The organism is Streptomyces sp. NPDC028907, from assembly GCF_055564995.1.
In genome coordinates this window covers 55,004-72,458 of sequence record NZ_JBVHVE010000019.1, presented here as the reverse complement: position 1 = coordinate 72,458, position 17,455 = coordinate 55,004, and the positions used below count along the sequence as shown (strand labels likewise).

14 protein-coding genes are annotated in these 17,455 nt (G+C 71.3%); 11 read left to right on the top strand and 3 right to left on the bottom strand.

Annotation, left to right across the window (positions count from 1 at the left end):
* The first annotated feature begins 21 nt into the window (after positions 1–21).
* Complete coding sequence (locus ACZ4UU_RS39565; protein WP_471908262.1) at positions 22–3,036, top strand: alpha-mannosidase; 3,015 nt, start codon at positions 22–24, stop codon at positions 3,034–3,036.
* A 261-nt stretch (positions 3,037–3,297) separates the two neighbouring features.
* On the opposite strand, the gene ACZ4UU_RS39560 is transcribed toward ACZ4UU_RS39565, so the two are convergent.
* Positions 3,298–3,999, bottom strand: a complete 702-nt coding sequence (locus ACZ4UU_RS39560; RefSeq protein ID WP_471908329.1) for a FadR/GntR family transcriptional regulator — start codon at positions 3,997–3,999, stop codon at positions 3,298–3,300.
* A 181-nt stretch (positions 4,000–4,180) separates the two neighbouring features.
* On the opposite strand from ACZ4UU_RS39560, the gene ACZ4UU_RS39555 reads away from it, so the two are divergent.
* From ACZ4UU_RS39555 to ACZ4UU_RS39520, 8 genes are read left to right on the top strand one after another with little or no spacing between them, the layout of a single operon-like run.
* Positions 4,181–5,251, top strand: a complete 1,071-nt coding sequence (locus ACZ4UU_RS39555) for a sugar ABC transporter substrate-binding protein (protein ID WP_471908261.1) — start codon at positions 4,181–4,183, stop codon at positions 5,249–5,251.
* Complete coding sequence (locus ACZ4UU_RS39550) at positions 5,248–6,762, top strand: sugar ABC transporter ATP-binding protein (RefSeq protein WP_471908260.1); 1,515 nt, start codon at positions 5,248–5,250, stop codon at positions 6,760–6,762. Before ACZ4UU_RS39555 ends, ACZ4UU_RS39550 begins: the two co-directional genes overlap by 4 nt.
* The gene (locus ACZ4UU_RS39545) at positions 6,755–7,780 is read left to right on the top strand and encodes an ABC transporter permease (protein ID WP_471908259.1); all 1,026 of its coding nucleotides are present in this window, start codon (positions 6,755–6,757) and stop codon (positions 7,778–7,780) included. The genes ACZ4UU_RS39550 and ACZ4UU_RS39545 overlap by 8 nt, the downstream gene beginning before the upstream one ends.
* A gap of 45 nt (positions 7,781–7,825) precedes the next feature.
* On the top strand, positions 7,826–9,181 hold the full coding sequence (locus ACZ4UU_RS39540) for an L-fuconate dehydratase (protein WP_471908258.1): 1,356 nt from the start codon (positions 7,826–7,828) through the stop codon (positions 9,179–9,181).
* Positions 9,178–9,933 (top strand): SDR family NAD(P)-dependent oxidoreductase, encoded by a 756-nt coding sequence (locus ACZ4UU_RS39535; RefSeq protein WP_471908257.1) that lies wholly within the window; start codon positions 9,178–9,180, stop codon positions 9,931–9,933. Before ACZ4UU_RS39540 ends, ACZ4UU_RS39535 begins: the two co-directional genes overlap by 4 nt.
* Positions 9,930–10,901, top strand: coding sequence for an aldo/keto reductase (locus tag ACZ4UU_RS39530; protein ID WP_471908256.1), 972 nt, complete (start codon positions 9,930–9,932; stop codon positions 10,899–10,901). Before ACZ4UU_RS39535 ends, ACZ4UU_RS39530 begins: the two co-directional genes overlap by 4 nt.
* Entirely contained in the window at positions 10,898–11,212 is a 315-nt protein-coding gene (locus ACZ4UU_RS39525) for an L-rhamnose mutarotase (RefSeq protein ID WP_471908255.1), read from the top strand. The genes ACZ4UU_RS39530 and ACZ4UU_RS39525 overlap by 4 nt, the downstream gene beginning before the upstream one ends.
* Positions 11,197–12,042 carry an amidohydrolase family protein gene (locus tag ACZ4UU_RS39520; RefSeq protein WP_471908254.1) on the top strand — a complete coding sequence of 282 codons (846 nt, stop codon included), beginning with the start codon at positions 11,197–11,199 and terminating at the stop codon, positions 12,040–12,042. Before ACZ4UU_RS39525 ends, ACZ4UU_RS39520 begins: the two co-directional genes overlap by 16 nt.
* On the opposite strand, the gene ACZ4UU_RS39515 is transcribed toward ACZ4UU_RS39520, so the two are convergent.
* Positions 12,030–13,451 (bottom strand): lipase maturation factor family protein, encoded by a 1,422-nt coding sequence (locus tag ACZ4UU_RS39515; RefSeq protein WP_471908253.1) that lies wholly within the window; start codon positions 13,449–13,451, stop codon positions 12,030–12,032. The two genes, ACZ4UU_RS39520 and ACZ4UU_RS39515, sit on opposite strands and share 13 nt — an antisense overlap.
* Positions 13,452–13,667: 216 nt before the next feature.
* Here ACZ4UU_RS39515 and ACZ4UU_RS39510 point away from each other — a divergent pair, with 216 nt between their 5' ends.
* Together ACZ4UU_RS39510 and ACZ4UU_RS39505 are read left to right on the top strand one after the other, a co-directional pair.
* A complete protein-coding gene (locus tag ACZ4UU_RS39510) occupies positions 13,668–15,743 on the top strand; it encodes a SpoIIE family protein phosphatase (protein WP_471908252.1) in 2,076 nt (691 codons plus the stop codon).
* A gap of 31 nt (positions 15,744–15,774) precedes the next feature.
* The gene (locus ACZ4UU_RS39505; RefSeq protein ID WP_471908251.1) at positions 15,775–16,638 is read left to right on the top strand and encodes an Fpg/Nei family DNA glycosylase; all 864 of its coding nucleotides are present in this window, start codon (positions 15,775–15,777) and stop codon (positions 16,636–16,638) included.
* 154 nt (positions 16,639–16,792) lie between these two features.
* Here the strand turns inward: ACZ4UU_RS39505 and ACZ4UU_RS39500 are convergent, their stop codons facing one another.
* Entirely contained in the window at positions 16,793–17,446 is a 654-nt protein-coding gene (locus tag ACZ4UU_RS39500) for a zf-HC2 domain-containing protein (RefSeq protein ID WP_471908250.1), read from the bottom strand.
* Between the last annotated feature and the right edge of the window lie 9 nt (positions 17,447–17,455).

Below are 17,455 nucleotides of genomic sequence, written 5' to 3'. Positions count from 1 at the left end.
CCCAGCCTTGGAGCACCCCGCATGCATGACGACCGCAGCCTGGTCGAAGCCCGTCTCAAGCGCGTCCTCGACGAGCGCGTCCGACCCGCCGTGTACCCCGAGTCCGTGCCACTGGACGTGGCGGTGTGGCATGCGCCGGGCGAACCGGTGCCGGTCGCCGAGGGGCTCGCGGCCGAACCCGAGGCCGTCGAGGTGGGGACGCGTTGGGGTGCTCCCTGGGGCACCAGCTGGTTCCGGGTCACCGGGACCGTCCCCGAGGCGTGGGCCGGGAAGACGGTGGAGGCGCTACTCGACCTCGGGTTCGACGAGAACATGCCAGGCTTCCAGTGCGAGGGCCTCGTCTACCGGCCCGACGGCACGCCCGTGAAGGGCCTCAACCCGCGCAACCAGTGGGTGCGCATCGGCGCCCCTGCCGAGGGCGGAGAGCAGGTGCGGCTGCACATCGAGGCCGCCTCCAACCCGGTCATCCTCGACTACCACCCCTTCCTGCCCACGCAGTTGGGCGACAAGGAGACCGCCGGCGGCGAACCGCAGTACACGCTGACCCGGATGGATCTCGCGGTGTTCGACGAGACGGTGTGGCAGCTCGTGCTCGACCTGGAGGTGCTCGGCGAGCTGATGGCCGAGCTGCCGGTGGAGTCGGCGCGGCGCTGGGAGATCCTGCGGGCCGTGGAGAAGGCGCTGGACGCGATCGACCTCCAGGACGTGGGCGGCACGGCGGCCCGCGCCCGGTCCCGGCTCACCGACGTCCTCGCCGCCCCCGCCGTACCGTCCGCCCACCGCATCAGCGCCGTCGGACACGCGCACATCGACTCGGCGTGGCTGTGGCCGCTGCGCGAGACCGTGCGCAAGGTGGCCCGCACGACCTCCAACATGACCGCGCTGATCGAGGACGAGCCCGACTTCGTCTTCGCCATGTCGCAGGCCCAGCAGTGGGCGTGGGTGAAGGAGCACCGGCCCGAGGTGTGGGCGCGGGTGAAGAAGGCGGTCGCGGACGGGCGGTTCGTGCCGGCCGGCGGGATGTGGGTGGAGTCGGACACCAACATGCCCGGGTCGGAGGCGATGGCCCGGCAGTTCGTGCACGGCAAGCGGTTCTTCCTCGACGAGTTCGGCATCGAGAACGACGAGGCCTGGCTGCCCGACACCTTCGGCTTCGCCGCCGGACTGCCCCAGATCATCAGGGCCGCCGGCTCCAAGTGGCTGCTGACACAGAAGATCTCCTGGTCGCAGACGAACAGGTTCCCGCACCACACCTTCCAGTGGGAGGGCATCGACGGCACCCGGATCTTCACCCACTTCCCGCCCGTGGACACCTACAACTGCTCCATGAAGGGCAGCGAGATCGCCCACGCGGCCCGCAACTTCAAGGACAAGGGCATCGCCCGGCACTCCCTCGCCCCCACCGGCTGGGGTGACGGGGGCGGCGGCACCACCCGCGAGATGGTCGCCAAGGCCGCCCGGCTGCGTGACCTGGAGGGCTCGGCGACCGTCGTCTGGGAGACCCCCGAGGCCTTCTTCCGCAAGGCCGAGGCCGAATACCCCGACCCGCCCGTCTGGGTCGGCGAGCTCTACCTCGAACTCCACCGCGCCACCCTCACCAGCCAGGCCCGGACCAAGCAGGGCAACCGCCGCAGCGAGCACCTGCTGCGCGAGGCCGAACTGTGGGCGGCGACGGCGGCCGTACGGGCCGGATTCCCCTACCCGTACGAGGAGTTGGACCGCATCTGGAAGACGGTGCTGCTGCACCAGTTCCACGACATCCTGCCCGGGTCGTCGATCGCGTGGGTGCACCGGGAGGCGCGGAAGACCTACGAGCAGGTCGCCGAGGAGCTCACGGGGATCATCCGTGCGGCACAGCGGGCCCTGGCCGGGGACGGGGAGCGGATCCTGCTGTTCAACTCCTCCCCGCACACCCGCGCAGGTGTCCCGGCGGGAGGCGTCGGAACCCCCGAGACCCAGGGGCGGACGCGGGTGACGCCACGGCGCGACGGCGGCCACGTCCTGGACAACGGCCTGCTGCGCGTCGAGATCGACGGACGGGGCCTGGTGGTGTCCGTGTACGACATCGGCGCCGACCGCGAGACGATCGCGCCGGGCGCCGCCGCGAACCTCCTCCAACTCCACTCCGACTTCCCGAACATGTGGGACGCCTGGGACGTCGACGAGTTCTACCGCAACACGGTCACCGACCTGACCGACGTGAAGAAGGTCGCCGAGAGCGGGGACGGAGTCCGGGTCGTACGGGCCTTCGGCTCCTCCCGTGTCACGCAGCGGCTCAGCCTCGCGCCGGGCGACAAGCGTCTGCTCGTCGACACGGTGGTGGACTGGCACGAGACGGAGAAGTTCCTGAAGCTCGCCTTCCCGCTGGACGTGCACGCGGAGCGGTACGCGTCGGAGACCCAGTTCGGGCACTTCCACCGGCCCACGCACACCAACACCAGCTGGGAGGCGGCCAAGTTCGAGGCCTGCAACCACCGCTTCGTCCACCTGGAGGAGCCGGGCTGGGGCGTCGCCCTCGTCAACGACTCGACGTACGGCCACGACGTGACCCGCACGGTCCGCACCGACGGCGACCGCGGCACGACCACCACCGTCCGGGTCTCCCTGCTGCGCGCCCCGCGCTTCCCGGACCCCGAGACCGACCAGGGTGTCCACCGCTTCCGGCACGCCCTGGTGCCGGGCGCGGGCATCGGGGACGCGGTGCGCGAGGGCTGGCGGATCAACCTGCCCGAGCGACGGGTGAGCGGCGGCGTCGACGAGGTGGCACCGCTCGTCGGCGTCGATCAGGACGCGGTCGTCGTCACCGCCGTCAAGCTGGCCGACGACGGCAGCGGAGACGTGGTGGTACGCCTCCATGAGGCCCACGGTGGTCGCGTACGGGCCACCCTGACGGCGGGATTCGAGATCGCGGACGTCGTGGCGACGGATCTGCTGGAGCGTGCGCTGCCCGAGGCGCCGGCGTACGACGGGCGGCGCGTCGCGCTGCGGTTGCGGCCCTTCGAGCTGGTGACCCTGCGGCTGCGCCGGGCCGCTTAGCCCGGACGGGGGACGGCGGCGCGCCGTCGTGGATCGGGACGCCAACTGCCCTCACACGCAAGGGCGTTGGCGTCCCCATCGCGCCTTGGAGGCACTCTTGAAGCTCGTCGCACGAGCCCAGCCCGGCCGCCCCGCGTCCGCCGCACCCCTACAGACCTCACTGGACCCCCTCGGCGACGCCCACGACTTCGACGTACGGCCGTAGGACGCGGAACGGGAAGGACCCGGCATGGGAAGGCCCCGGCACCGGAAGGACGCGGGTCACCCGCCGAGCTGTGCCCGCAGCCACTGCTCCACCTCGCCCACATGCGCGGCCGCCGCCGCCCGGGCCGCCTCCGGATCGTGGGCGACCAGGGCGCGGTGGATCGCGGCGTGTTCGCGCCGGGTGCGGGCGAAGGCGCCTTCTTCCTGGTAGCCCCGCCAGACGCGGGCGCGGAACGTGCGGGAGGACAGGCCCTCCAGGATCGCGGCCATCGTCTCGTTGCCGGCGGCGGCCGCGATCTCGCGGTGGAAGGCGAGATCGTGGGCGAGGATCTCCTCGGGGTCGTCCGTGGCGTTCATCGCCGTCAGGTGCTTCTCGACCTCCGCCAGCTGGTCCGGCGTGATACGCGCCGCCGCCAGGGCCGTCGCCGTCGACTCCAGGATGCGGCGCACCTCCAGCAGCTCCACGAGCCGCGGCCCCCGGGACAGGTCGGCGACCACCCCGAACGTCTCCAGCAGATCGCCGGCCTCCAGCTGGGTGACGTAGATGCCCGAACCGTGCCGGGCCTCCAGTACCCCCAGCACGGTCAGCGCGCGGATCGCCTCCCGCATCGAGCTGCGGGAGATGCCCAGCTGTGCCGCCAGATCGCGCTCGGTCGGCAGCCGTTGGCCGGGCTCCAGCCGCCCCTCCGCGATCATCGCCTTGATCCGCTCGATGGCGCGCTGCGTCACGGTGCCCTTCTGCGGGGCTGTCTCGTCCACGTTCACGCCGTTCCTCCTGTCACCGGTGCGCCGCAGTCTAACCAGCGAGGTGGTCCGACCAATACGGTCGCGATGCTGGAAAATCTGCCGCTGGAGGGTGTTCTCCCCGGAAGTGGTCTGATAAATATGCGGGCATCTGCTCGAACCATGTGCTCGAACACGCTCAACGAGGAGCCGCCAGATGCACGGCACAACAGCGCGGAAGCAGAACAGGACTCGGAGAGGTACGGCGGTGGCCGCGGTCGTCGGCGCCTCCCTCGTGCTCGCCGCCTGCGGCAGCACCAAGGACACCGGCGCCGCGAGCGCGGAGGGCGGCGGCAGCGGCAAGGTCGGGGTGATCCTGCCGCTGCTCACCTCGCCGTTCTGGCAGTCGTACAACGACTACGTGCCGAAGATGGCCGACTCCGAAGGTGTCGACACGCTCAAGACGGTCAACTCCAACAGTGACCCCTCCCAGCAGATCACCGACATCAACAACCAGCTCAACCAAGGCGTGAAGGGCCTGGTCGTCGCCCCGCTCGACAGCGCCGCCATCGAGGCCGGCCTCGACCAGGCCGAACGCAAGGGCGTGCCGGTCGTCGCGGTCGACGTGGCGCCGGACAAGGGCAAGGTCGCCATGGTGGTGCGCGCCGACAACGTGGCGTACGGCGAGAAGGCCTGCCAGTACCTCGGCGAGCAGATCCCCTCCGGCAAGGTCGTACAGATCATGGGCGACCTGGCCTCCGTCAACGGCCGTGACCGCTCCGAGGCGTTCCGCGCCTGCGTGAAGAAGAACTTCCCCAAGCTGAAGGTCCTGGAGATACCGGCCAAGTGGGAGTCCGACACCGCGGCCTCCAAGCTGGACACCCTCCTCAACGCCGACCCCGACATCAAGGGCATCTACCTGCAGGCCGGCGGCGTCTACCTCGCCCCGACCCTGCAGACCCTGAAGTCCAAGGGCATGCTGAAGAAGGCCGGACAGGACGGGCACATCACGATCGTCTCCAACGACGGCATCCCGCAGGAGTTCGACGCCATCCGCAAGGGCGAGATCGACGCGACCGTCTCCCAGCCCGCCGACCTGTACGCCAAGTACGGCATGTACTACATCAAGGCGGCGATGGAGGGGAAGACCTTCGAGCCCGGCCCCACCGACCACGACTCGACCATCGTCAAGCTGCCCAGCGGCATCCTGGAGGACCAGTTGCCCGCCCCGCTGGTGACCAAGGACAACGTCGACGACCCCAAGCTCTGGGGCAACACGGTCAAATGAGTACGGCTGTGATCACACCCCTCGCCGAGGCACGGGACATCGTCAAGCGGTACGGCCCCACCACCGCCCTCGCCGACGGCCGGCTCACCGTCCTGCCCGGTGAGTCCCACGCCCTCGTCGGCCGCAACGGCGCCGGCAAGTCGACCCTGGTCAGGATCCTCACCGGCCTCCAGGCATCCGACGAGGGCACCGTCCGCTTCGACGGCGAACCCGCGCCCCCACTGGCCGACCGCGACGCCTGGCGTCGCAAGGTGGCCTGTGTGTACCAACACCCCACGGTCGTCCCGGAGTTGACGGTCGCCGAGAACCTCTTCATCAACCGGCAGCCTCTCCGGCGCGGCTTCATCAGCTGGCGCAGGCTCCGCGCCGAGGCCGCCGACCTCCTCGCCACCTGGGACGTGCACGTCGACCCCGAGGTTCGCACCGCCGACCTCAAGGTCGAGGACCGCCAAATGGTCGAGATCGCCCGGGCACTGAGCTTCGGCGCCCGCTTCATCATTCTCGACGAGCCCACCGCCCAGCTCGACAACCGCGAGATCGAGCGGCTGTTCACACGGATGCGGACGCTCCAGGACTCCGGCGTCACCTTCCTGTTCATCTCGCACCATCTCCAGGAGGTGTACGAGGTCTGCCAGACCGTCACGGTGCTGCGCGACGCCCGCTGGATCACCACCGCCCCGGTCGCCGAACTCCCGCGCCGGGCCCTGGTGGAGGCCATGGCGGGGGAGTCCCTGGAGACCATCGCCGAGCAGGCCGTCCACCCCGGGGACGTCGACCATGACGCCCCCGCCCTGCTCGAGGCCCGCGGGCTCACCTCACCGGCGTACGAGAACATCGACCTCACCGTCCGGCACGGCGAGGTCGTCGGGCTCGCCGGGATCAGCGGCAGCGGCAAGGTCGAGCTCGCCGAGTCCTTCGCGGGACTGCACACCCCGACGGGCGGAACCGCTCGACTCGGCGGTGAGCGGCTGCCGTTCGGGGACGTGAAGGCCGCGTTGCGGGCCGGGGCCGCCTGTGTGCCCCGGGACCGGCACGACCAGGGCCTCGTCGCCGGCATGACCATCGGCGACAACGCCACCATGAGCGTCCTCGACCGGCTCGGCCGCTTCGGCTTCGTCGGCACCGACCGCAGGCGCGGCTTCGCCCACGCCCTCATCGAACGCCTCGACATCCACGCCGAGGGCCCCGACCAGCCCGTCTCCGACCTGTCCGGCGGCAACGCGCAGAAGGTCGTCATGGCCCGCGCCCTCGCCTCCGACCCCCGCCTGCTCGTGCTGATCAACCCCACCGCGGGCGTCGACGTGAAGTCCAAGGAGTCCCTGCTCGCCCGCATGGACAGCGCCCGCGAGGACGGCACCTCCGTACTCGTCGTCTCCGACGAACTCGACGACCTGCGCCGTTGCGACCGCGTCCTCGTCCTGTTCCACGGCCGTGTCGTCGCCGAGCACCCGGCGGGCTGGCACGACCACGAGCTGATCGCCTCCATCGAAGGAGTGGACAACCATGGCTGACACCAAGGCCCCACCGGCCCTCCCCGTGAAGGTGCCGGACGCCCGTGCCGCCAGGACGGTCCTGCTCCGCCGAGCCCGCGAACTCGCCCTGGTACCGGCCCTGTTGCTGCTGATGGTGCTCGGTGCGGTGGTCAACGACTCCTTCCTCACCGAGCGCAACCTGATCTCCATCCTCGGTGCCTCCGCCGCCCTCGCGATGGTCGTGCTGGCCGAGTCGCTGGTCCTGATCACCGGCAAGTTCGACCTCTCCCTGGAGTCGGTCGTCGGTATCGCGCCCGCCGTGGGAGCGCTCCTGGTGCTGCCCGCCGCCAGCTCCGGCTGGGGCACCGAACTCCCCGCTGCCCTTGCCATGCTCGCGATCATCGCGGTGGGCGGGGCCGTCGGGGCCTTCAACGGCATCCTGGTGGTGAAGTTCAAGCTCAACGCGTTCATCGTGACGCTCGCGATGCTGATCGTCCTGCGCGGACTGCTGGTCGGCGCGACCAAGGGCAAGACGCTGTTCGGCATGCCCGACAGCTTCTACTCCCTCGCCACCACCACGTTCATCGGCATCCCGATGTCGGTGTGGCTGGCGGCGGCTGCCTTCGCCGTCACCGGGTTCGTGCTGAGGTACCACCGCGTCGGGCGTGCCCTGTACGCCATCGGTGGCAACGCGGACGCGGCCCGCGCGGCCGGCATCCGGGTCGAGCGCGTGATGCTCGGCGTGTTCGTCGTCGCCGGAGCCCTCGCGGCCGTCGGCGGAATCATCCAGACCGGCTATGTCGGGGCGATCAGCGCCAACCAGGGCAACAACATGATCTTCACCGTGTTCGCGGCCGCGGTGATCGGGGGCATCAGCCTGGACGGCGGCAAGGGCACCATGTTCGGCGCCCTGACCGGCGTGCTCCTCCTGGGCGTCGTCCAGAACCTGCTGACCCTCGCCCAGGTGCCGTCGTTCTGGATCCAGGCCATCTACGGCGGAATCATCCTGGTCGCCCTCATGATCGCCCGTGTGACGACGGGCCGCGCCCAGGACTGACCCAGCGCCGACCCGACCACGCCGTCACCGACCGAAAGGCCCTCCGTGTCCCCGACCCCCGGCACCCCCGCCCGCGTCACCGCGGTCGACACCTATGACATCCGTTTCCCCACCTCGCGCGAGCTCGACGGCTCCGACGCGATGAACCCGGACCCCGACTACTCGGCCGCGTACGTCGTCCTGCGCACCGATGCGGCCGACGGGCTGGAGGGGCACGGGTTCACCTTCACCATCGGGCGGGGCAACGAGGTCCAGGTCGCCGCGATCGAGGCACTGCGCGGACATGTCGTCGGCCGCCCCGTCGACGAACTGTGCGGCGACCCGGGGACCCTGAACCGCGACCTGATCGGCGACAGCCAGCTGCGCTGGCTCGGCCCCGAGAAGGGCGTGATGCACATGGCGATCGGCGCCGTCATGAACGCCGTGTGGGACCTGGCCGCCAAGCGGGCCGCCAAGCCCCTGTGGCGGCTCCTGGCCGACGCCGACCCGGAGTGGATCGTCCGCCAGATCGACTTCCGCTACCTCACCGACGCGCTCACGCCCGCGGAGGCGCTGACGATCCTGCGCCGGGGACGGGAGGGGGCGCAGGCGCGGGTGGCCCGGCTCCTGGAGCGCGGCTACCCCGCCTACACCACCTCCGCCGGCTGGCTCGGCTACGACGACGACAAGCTCACCCGGCTCGCCGCCGAGGCCGTCGCCGACGGGTTCCGGCAGATCAAGCTGAAGGTCGGCGCCGACCTGGAGGACGACGTACGGCGCTGCCGGGTCGCCCGCTCGGTCGTCGGCCCGGACATCCGCATGGCCATCGACGCCAACCAGCGCTGGGACGTGGCCGAGGCGATCCGCTGGACCAAGGCCCTCGCCGAGTTCGACCCGTACTGGATCGAGGAGCCCACCAGCCCCGACGACGTCCTCGGCCACGCGGCGATCCGGGAGGCCGTCGCCCCGGTGAAGGTGGCCACCGGCGAACACGTGCAGAACCGCGTCGTCTTCAAGCAGCTTCTCCAGGCCGGCGCCCTCGACGTCCTCCAGATCGACGCGGCCCGCGTCGGCGGCGTCAACGAGAACCTCGCCATCCTGCTGCTCGCCGCCAAGTTCGGCGTCCCGGTCTGCCCGCACGCCGGCGGCGTCGGCCTGTGCGAACTCGTCCAGCACCTGTCGATGTACGACTACGTCGCCGTCACCGGCACCACCGAGGACCGCGTCATCGAGTACGTCGACCATCTGCACGGCCACTTCCTCGACCCGGTGGTGATCAGGGAAGGTCATTACACGGCACCCACCGCGCCCGGCTTCTCGGCCGCCATGCGGCCCGAGTCGATCGCGCGGTACACATTCCCGGACGGCGCCTTCTGGGCCGCCGATCTCAGGGCCACCGACGAGAAGGGGCACGCGGCATGAGCGACTTCGACGGTCTCAAGGCGCTGGTGACGGGAGGCGCCTCCGGCATCGGCCGGGCCACGGCCGAACTCCTCGCCGCGCGCGGCGCCCAGGTCGCCGTCCTCGACCTGGACCCGTCGTCGGTGGAGAAGCCGCTGCTCGCCTACGGCGCCGACGTGACCGACGACGCGTCCGTGCGCACGGCCGTGGCCGCCGCCGTGGCCGACCTAGGCGGACTGGACGTGCTGATCAACAACGCCGGCGTCGGCGCCCAGGGCACCGTCGAGGACAACGACGACGCCGAGTGGCACCGGGTCATGGACGTCAACGTCGTCGGCATGGTCCGCGTGGCCCGCGCCGCCCTCCCGCGGCTGCGGGAGTCGGCCAACGCGGCGATCGTCAACACCTGCTCCATCGCGGCCACGGCCGGGCTCCCGCAGCGGGCGCTGTACAGCGCTACCAAGGGCGCCGTGTACTCGCTCACCCTCGCCATGGCCGCCGACCACGTCCGCGAGGGCATCCGCGTCAACTGCGTCAACCCCGGCACGGTGGACACCCCCTGGGTCGGACGACTGCTGTCCAAGGCCGCCGACCCAGCCGCCGAACGCGCCGCACTGGAGGCCCGCCAGCCCACCGGCCGCCTCGTCTGCGCCGCCGAGGTCGCGAGCGCCGTGGCCTACCTCGCGAGTCCGCTCTCCGGCGCCACCACCGGCACCGCCCTCGCCGTCGACGGCGGCATGCAGGGCCTGCGCCTCAGGCCGGTGGGCCGGTGAACCGGCTCGGCCGCACCGACGTCGAGGTCAGCCCGCTGTCCTTCGGCGGGGCCGCCATCGGCAACCTCTACAGCGAGGTCGGCGAGCAGCAGGCGTACGAGGCGGTGGACGCCGCCTGGGATGCGGGCATCCGCTACTTCGACACCGCGCCGCACTACGGCCTCGGCCTTTCGGAACGCCGCCTCGGCGAGGCGCTGCGGGAGCACCCCCGAGGCGAGTACACCATCTCCACGAAGGTCGGCCGCCGCCTGGAGCCGCTGACGGACGCGACGGGCGACGACCTCGCGGGCGGCTTCGCCGTCCCCGCCACCCACCGCCGCGTCTGGGACTTCAGCGCGGACGGCGTACGACGCGGCCTGGAGGAGAGTCTGGAACGGCTCGGCCTCGACCGCGTCGACATCGTCTACCTGCACGACCCCGACGACCACGCCGAACAGGCCTTCCGCGAGGGCTATCCGGCGCTGGAGAAGCTGCGCTCCGAGGGCGTGGTGGGCGCGATCGGCGCCGGGATGAACCAGGCCGAGATGCTCACCCGTTTCGTCACCGACACCGACGTCGACGTGGTGCTCTGCGCCGGCCGCTACACGCTGCTCGACCAGAGCGCGCTCGACGACCTGCTGCCCGTGGCCGTCGAGTGCCACACCTCCGTCGTCGTCGGCGGCGCCTTCAACTCCGGCCTCCTGGCGGATCCGAGGCCCGACGCGACGTACAACTACGCGCAGGCCCCGCAGGAGTTGCTGGACCGCGCCCTGCGCATGAAGTCCCTCGCCGAGCGCCACGGCATCACCCTGCGGGCCGCCGCCCTCGCCTTCTGCGCCGCGCACCCGGCCGTCGCGAGCGTCCTCGTGGGCGCCCGGTCGGCCGACGAAGTCCGGGACTGCGCCGAGCAGTTCGCCACGGAGGTGCCGATGGCGTTCTGGCAGGAGCTGCTGGAGTCCGGTCTGCTGTCCGACAAGGAACCGTCATGAGAGTCGCCCTGCACACCAAGGTCCGCGCGGACCGCATCACCGAGTACGAGGCCGCCCACCAGGAGGTGCCGGTCGAACTCACGGACGCCATCCGCGCGGCCGGTGCCACCTCCTGGACGATCTGGCGCAGCGACACCGACCTCTTCCACGTCCTGGAGTGCGAGGACTACGGCCGTCTCCTCGCCGAGCTGGAGAAGCTGCCGGTCAACGTGGCCTGGCAGGCCCGCATGGCCGAACTGCTGGACGTGGTGCACGACTACTCCGACGAGGGCGCGGACGCCGGCCTGCCCGTCGTATGGGAGCTGCCGTGACGATCGTCGACGCCCACCACCACGTCTGGGACCTCTCGGTCCGGGACCAGGACTGGATCACCGGCCCCGAACTCCGGCCACTGCGACGGAACTTCACGGTCGCCGACCTCGCCCCCGAGGCGCGGGCCGCCGGAGTCGACCGCACGGTCCTCGTCCAGACGGTCACGGTCGCCGAGGAGACCCCGGAGTTCCTCGCCCTCGCCGCCGAGCACGACCTCATCGCGGGCGTCGTCGGCTGGACCGACCTCACCCGCCCCGACGTCGCCGACGAACTGGCCCGGCTGCGGGAGCTGCCCGGAGGCCGGTATCTGAAGGGCATCCGCCACCAGGTCCAGGGCGAGGCAGACCCGCAGTGGCTGCTGCGGGCGGACGTTCGGCGCGGGCTGGCCGCCGTGGCGGAGGCGGGGCTGGTCTACGACCTGGTCGTCCTCCCGCACCAACTGCCGGCCTGTGTCGGGGCGGCGGCCGCACTGCCTGAGCTCACCTTCGTCCTCGACCACCTGGGCAAACCGCCCATCGCCTCCGGCGAGCGGGAACCCTGGGAGACGGCGGTCCGCTCCCTGGCCGCTCTCTCCAACACGGTCTGCAAGGTCTCCGGCATGGTCACCGAGGCCGACCCCGCCTCCTGGACGGTCGCCGATCTGCGCCCGTACGCAGGCGTCGTCCTGGACGCCTTCGGCCCGGACCGGCTGATGTTCGGCTCCGACTGGCCGGTGTGCACGCTGGCGGCGTCGTACGGGCAGGTGCTCGACACCGCACGTGAGTTGACGGCGATGTCCGACCCTCGGCAGATCTTCGGGGCGACGGCCACGCGGGTCTACGACCTCTGAGCCACCCCGGCCAGCCTGGTCGGCGGCAGATACTCCCGCACATACGTCCGCTCCCAGCACGCCCCCGTCTCCCGCAGCTCGCGCCACGTCGTGTAGCGGTAGCGGAAGAGTCGGGCGCGGATGTAGCGCGGCGGCGCGTCGGGCGGGAAGGGGGAGCGGCGCAGCAGCTTCAGCGTGGCGCGGTCGTTCTCCAGCAGCCGCTCCACCAGCGTGCCGAACCAGGACCCGGCGTACGCGGGTGACAGCGCGGCGAACCACATCAGCCAGTCCAGCCGCAGATGGTAGGGCGCGAACTGCCGTGGCCAGCGCCGGGGGTCGCCGGGTTTGCCCTTGAACTCGTACTCCCGCCAGTCCGAGTCCTCCCGCGGCACGTCGTCATCGGTGCCCTCGATCACCACCTCGTACCGGATCCGGCTGACGCTGCCGAAGGCGCCGTAGGTGTTGACCAGATGGAGCGGGTCGAAGGAGCGGTTCATGATCTGGCGGCGGGAGATCATGTTGGCGACCGGGTGGTAGCTGAGGAAGACGAGGAGCGCGGCGACCGCGAGGACCAGGGCCTCGTACCACAGCGGTGCGTCCGCCGTGGACGGCGGATCGCTCGGGAACTCGATCGCCGACAGGGCCAGCACGATGGTGATCCAGTTCAGCCAGGAGAAGTTGCCCGACAGGACCAGCCACAGCTGGGTGACGACCATCAGGGCGGCGGCGGCCGTCGCGATCGGCTGGGGGGTGAAGAGGAGGACCGGGACGACGAGTTGTGTGACGTGGTTGGCGGCCACCTCGGCCCGGTGCAGCGGCCTCGGCAGATGGTGGAAGAACCAGCTCAGCGGGCCCGGCATCGGCTGGGTCTCGTGATGGTGGTCCAGGCAGGTGAGCTTGCGCCAGCACTCGTCGCCGCGCATCTTGATCAGGCCGGCGCCGAACTCCACGCGGAACAGGATCCACCGCAGCAGGAACAGCACCACGATCGGCGGCGCCACCTCGTCGTTGCCGAGGAAGACGGCGAGGAAGCCGACCTCCAGCAACAGGGACTCCCAGCCGAACGAGTACCAGGTCTGGCCGACGTTCACGATCGACAGGTACAGCGCCCACGGGACCAGCCACAGCAGCATGGCGGCCCACAGCGGCACGGCATTGTCCAGCCCGGACAGCAGCGCCGCCGACACCGCGGCGCCCGACCAGGCGCACGCGGCGAAGAAGCGGTCCGAGTAGTGGAGTTGGAACAGGCTCGGCGCGGCCCTGAAGCGCACCTGCGCGACGAAGCGTGGCACGGGCAGCATGCCGCGCTCACCCATCAGCGCCCGGAACTGGAGGGCCGCTGTCAGGAACGCGACGAGATACACGCCGGCCAGAGCCCGCTGGAAGACCAGCCGGCTCGTCCAGTAGTCCGGTGCGATGAACCACTCCACGGCCCGTCCCCTCCTCTCCTCATTGTCGCGCCACCCGACTCATGTGACTCTCCGTATACCACTTCTCCGCTTGCGTAACCCGAGTGAGTGAAGCAGGCAATGCGGCCCCCGACGTCTTCGACGGATGACCGGTGCCGTGGAGCGGTCGTGGAATCGAGTGAAGGCAGTTCCGTCACCCCGGTCGAAGAATCCGGCAAACCCTGGCAAGGTGGCCCCATGGTTGATCGGGGAGCGAGCGCCCTGTCACTCCCGGACGACTGGCCCGCCCACCCGGATCCGATCCTGGCGCTCAACCGCATGGGCAGCTTCGACTGGGACCTGGACTCCGGTCAGTTCCACATGGACGCCCAGGCCCACGAGGTCTTCGACCTGCGCCCCGACGAATTCGACGGCAACCCCGCGACCCTGGCGATCCGGGTCCCGCCACCGGAGGCCTACCGGCTGGACGGACTGGTCTCCAAGGCGATGAAGGACGGCAGCGAGAACTACGGCGTCTACTTCCGCATCCGCTGCCGCGACGGCACCCTGCGCTGGACCCACACCCAGGGCTACATCCGCCGCGACGAGACCGGCCGCCCGCGCCGCATCATCGGCATCGTCCGGGACGCCACCGACGAACTCGCCGAGAGCGAGGAACGGCGCGAGCAGGCGGCCGAGGACGAGGCACGTCGTCAGCAGACCAGCGTCGTGCAGCTCACCACGGCAGCTCTCGCCCACGCCCGCACCGTCCAGGACGTCATCGACGTCCTCAAGGACACCCACGGCATCACCCACCTCGGCGCCACCAGCCTGGTCATGGGCCTGGTCGAGGCCGGCCGCATCCGGCTGGTCGCCGAGGGCCCCGCGGGCAGCTTCGTGCCCGGGACCATGGTCACCCGGATCGACGAGCAGTACCCGATGAGCGAGGTCGTACGGACCCTCAGTCCGCGCTTCATCGAATCGCCGGAGGAGTTCGCCGAGAGCTACCCGATCCTGTGGCCGCACATCACCGACCTGCGCATCACGTCCGCCGCCTATATGCCGCTGATCGCCCAGGCCCGGCCCATCGGCGCCATCGGCCTGCTCTACAGCGACCGGCGCGGCTTCTCCACCGAGGACCGCAACGTGCTCGTCGCCCTCGGCAGCAGCATCGCGCAGAGCCTGCAGCGGGCCATGTTCTACGAACAGGAGAAGGACCTCGCCACCGGCCTCCAGCAGGCCATGCTGCCGCGCACCATCCCCAGCGTGCCCGGCGCCGACGTCGCCGTCCGCTACCGCTCCGCCTCCCTCGGCCGGGACATCGGCGGCGACTGGTACGACCTGATCCCGCTGCCGGGCGGCAGGGTCGGCGCCGTCATCGGCGACGTCCAGGGCCACGACACCCACGCCGCCGCAGTCATGGGCCAGCTGCGCATCGTCCTGCGCGCCTACGCCGCCGAGGGCCACACCCCGGCCACCGTGATGGCCCGCGCCTCCGTGTTCCTGCACGAGCTGGACACCGACCGCTTCGCGACCTGCCTGTACGCGGAGGCCGACCTGTCCACCGGAGTCGTCCAGGTGGTCCGGGCCGGCCATATCGACCCGCTGCTGCGGGAACCCGGCGGCACCTGCCGGCGCGTGCCCGTCGAGGGCGGGCTGCCGCTCGGCCTGTCCGCGGAGTTCGGGCGGCTCGAATACCCGGTCGGCACCATCGAGCTGGACTCCGACCACACCCTGCTGCTGTGCACCGACGGCCTGGTCGAACAGCCCGGCGCCGACCTGGACGACGGCATGCAGACCCTCACCGCGCTCATCGCCACCGGCCCGGACGACGTACGGGACCTCGCGGACCGGCTCATCGACGTCGCCGAGGAACGCGGCGGCGACGACGACGTCGCCCTGCTCCTGCTGCGCCGCCGCGTCCTGGACGCCCCGCAGGCCGGCGGCCGCCTCCAGCAGCACGTCGCCCCCGGCGACCCCGAGGCCCTCACCGGCGCCCGGCACATGATCCGCGCCGCCGTGCGCGCCTGGAGCGCCGGCGACCGGGCCGACGAGATCGAACTGGTCGCCGACGAGCTCATCACCAACGCCCTCATGCACACCGAGGGCTCCGCCGTGGTGACCCTGCGGGTCCTGGCCGGCTCCGACCGCCGGCTGCGTGTCGAGGTCGAGGACTCCTCCAGTGCCCTGCCCCGGCGCCGCGAGGCGGGCGAGTCGGGCGTCTCCGGCCGCGGCCTGCTCCTGGTCGACCTGCTCACGGACGTGTGGGGCGTGGAGGCCCGGGGCGGCGGCAAGGCGGTGTGGTGCGAGTTCGTCGTGCCGGAGCGGAGCTGAGGCTGTCGGTGCCGGGTGGCACTCTGGACGTATGCCGGAACTCCCCGAGGTCGAAGCGCTCAAGGACTTCCTGACCGAGCACCTGGTCGGCCACGAGGTCGTGAGGGTGCTGCCCGTCGCGATCAGCGTCCTGAAGACATACACCCCGCCGGTCACCGCCATCGAGGGGCACGAGGTCACCGCCGTGCACCGCCACGGCAAGTTCCTCGACCTCGTCACGGCCGACGGGCCCCACTTCGTGACTCACCTCGCCCGCGCGGGCTGGCTCCACTGGAAGGACGAGCTGCCGAGCGGGATGCCCCGCCCCGGCAAGGGGCCGCTCGCGCTGCGCGTGGCTCTGGAGACCGGCGCGGGCTTCGACCTCACGGAGGCAGGGACCCAAAAGCGCCTCGCGGTGTACGTGGTGGGCGATCCCCAGGAGGTCCCGGGCATCGCCCGGCTCGGCCCGGACCCGCTCGCCGACGACTTCGACGAGGCGCGGTTCGCGGCCCTGCTGAAGGACGAGCGCCGCCAGATCAAGGGCGCCCTGCGCGACCAGAGCCTCATCGCCGGGGTGGGCAACGCGTACAGCGACGAGATCCTGCACGCGGCGAAGATGTCCCCGTTCAAGCTGGCGGCAGCACTGTCACCGAAGGAGACGGCCAGGCTGTACGAGGCTCTGCGGACGACCCTCACCGAGGCGGTCGGGCGCTCGCGCGGGGTGGCCGCCGGACGCCTGAAGGCCGAGAAGAAGAGCGGCCTGCGCGTCCACGGCCGCACCGGCGAACCCTGCCCGGTCTGCGGCGACACCGTCCGCGAGGTCTCCTTCAGCGACTCCTCGCTCCAGTACTGCCCGACCTGCCAGACGGGCGGAAAGCCGCTGGCGGACCGGCGGCTGTCGAGACTGCTGAAGTAGGCGCCCGGCTGATCGCGCAGTTCCCCGCGCCCCTTTGCGCCGGCCGACTCCCCGGCGCTGAAAGGACGCCCCGGTGCGGAGAGGGCCCACGGCTCGCCATGGCTCACCGGGGCCGGCCGCGGCGCACCCCAGGCTCACCGCGACGCTCCGCTCCTCACCGTGGCTTGAGCGTCACCAGGTGGTCCCCGCCCGCCGTCCGGACCTCGTAGCGGACGATCTCGTCGGTGTGCATCGCCGAGGCGCCCGTCATGGTGTTCTCGCCGGAGCCGTGGTCGGAGGCGTGCCAACTGGTCACGGTCTCCTCCGAGCCGTCCCGGCCGATGGCGATCAGATGACAGGGACGCCGGCCCGACCCGTCCTTCACCTTCAGCTCCACCTGGCTGCCGTAGGCCTCGTTCTCGGTGGTGACCTGTGCCCACACACCCGAGCGCGCGTCGGTCGCCTGGACCACCTGGGCGGCCCCGTCGTCGCCGCTCGCCATCATCGCGACCCCGGGCCCGGCGAGGGCGATCACCACCGAGGCGGCGACGGCGTACATCGTGCGCCGGCGCCGGGCGCGGTGGCGGGCCGCCACCGCGTCGAGCAGCCGGTTCAGCATCTGCGGGCCCGGCCTGGTCATGGGGGGCACGAACTGGGGCGTCGACCGCCGGTACAGCATCAACTGGCGGGTGATGGGCCCGAACTCGGTCACGTGTGCCGCACAGCGGGGGCACTCCATGAGGTGGTCCTCGAAGCGGAACGCCTCCGCTTCGTTCAGCACGCCGAGCGCGTACGCGGCGACGTCGCGATGCCTCTCCAGGGACCTCATGCCGAATCC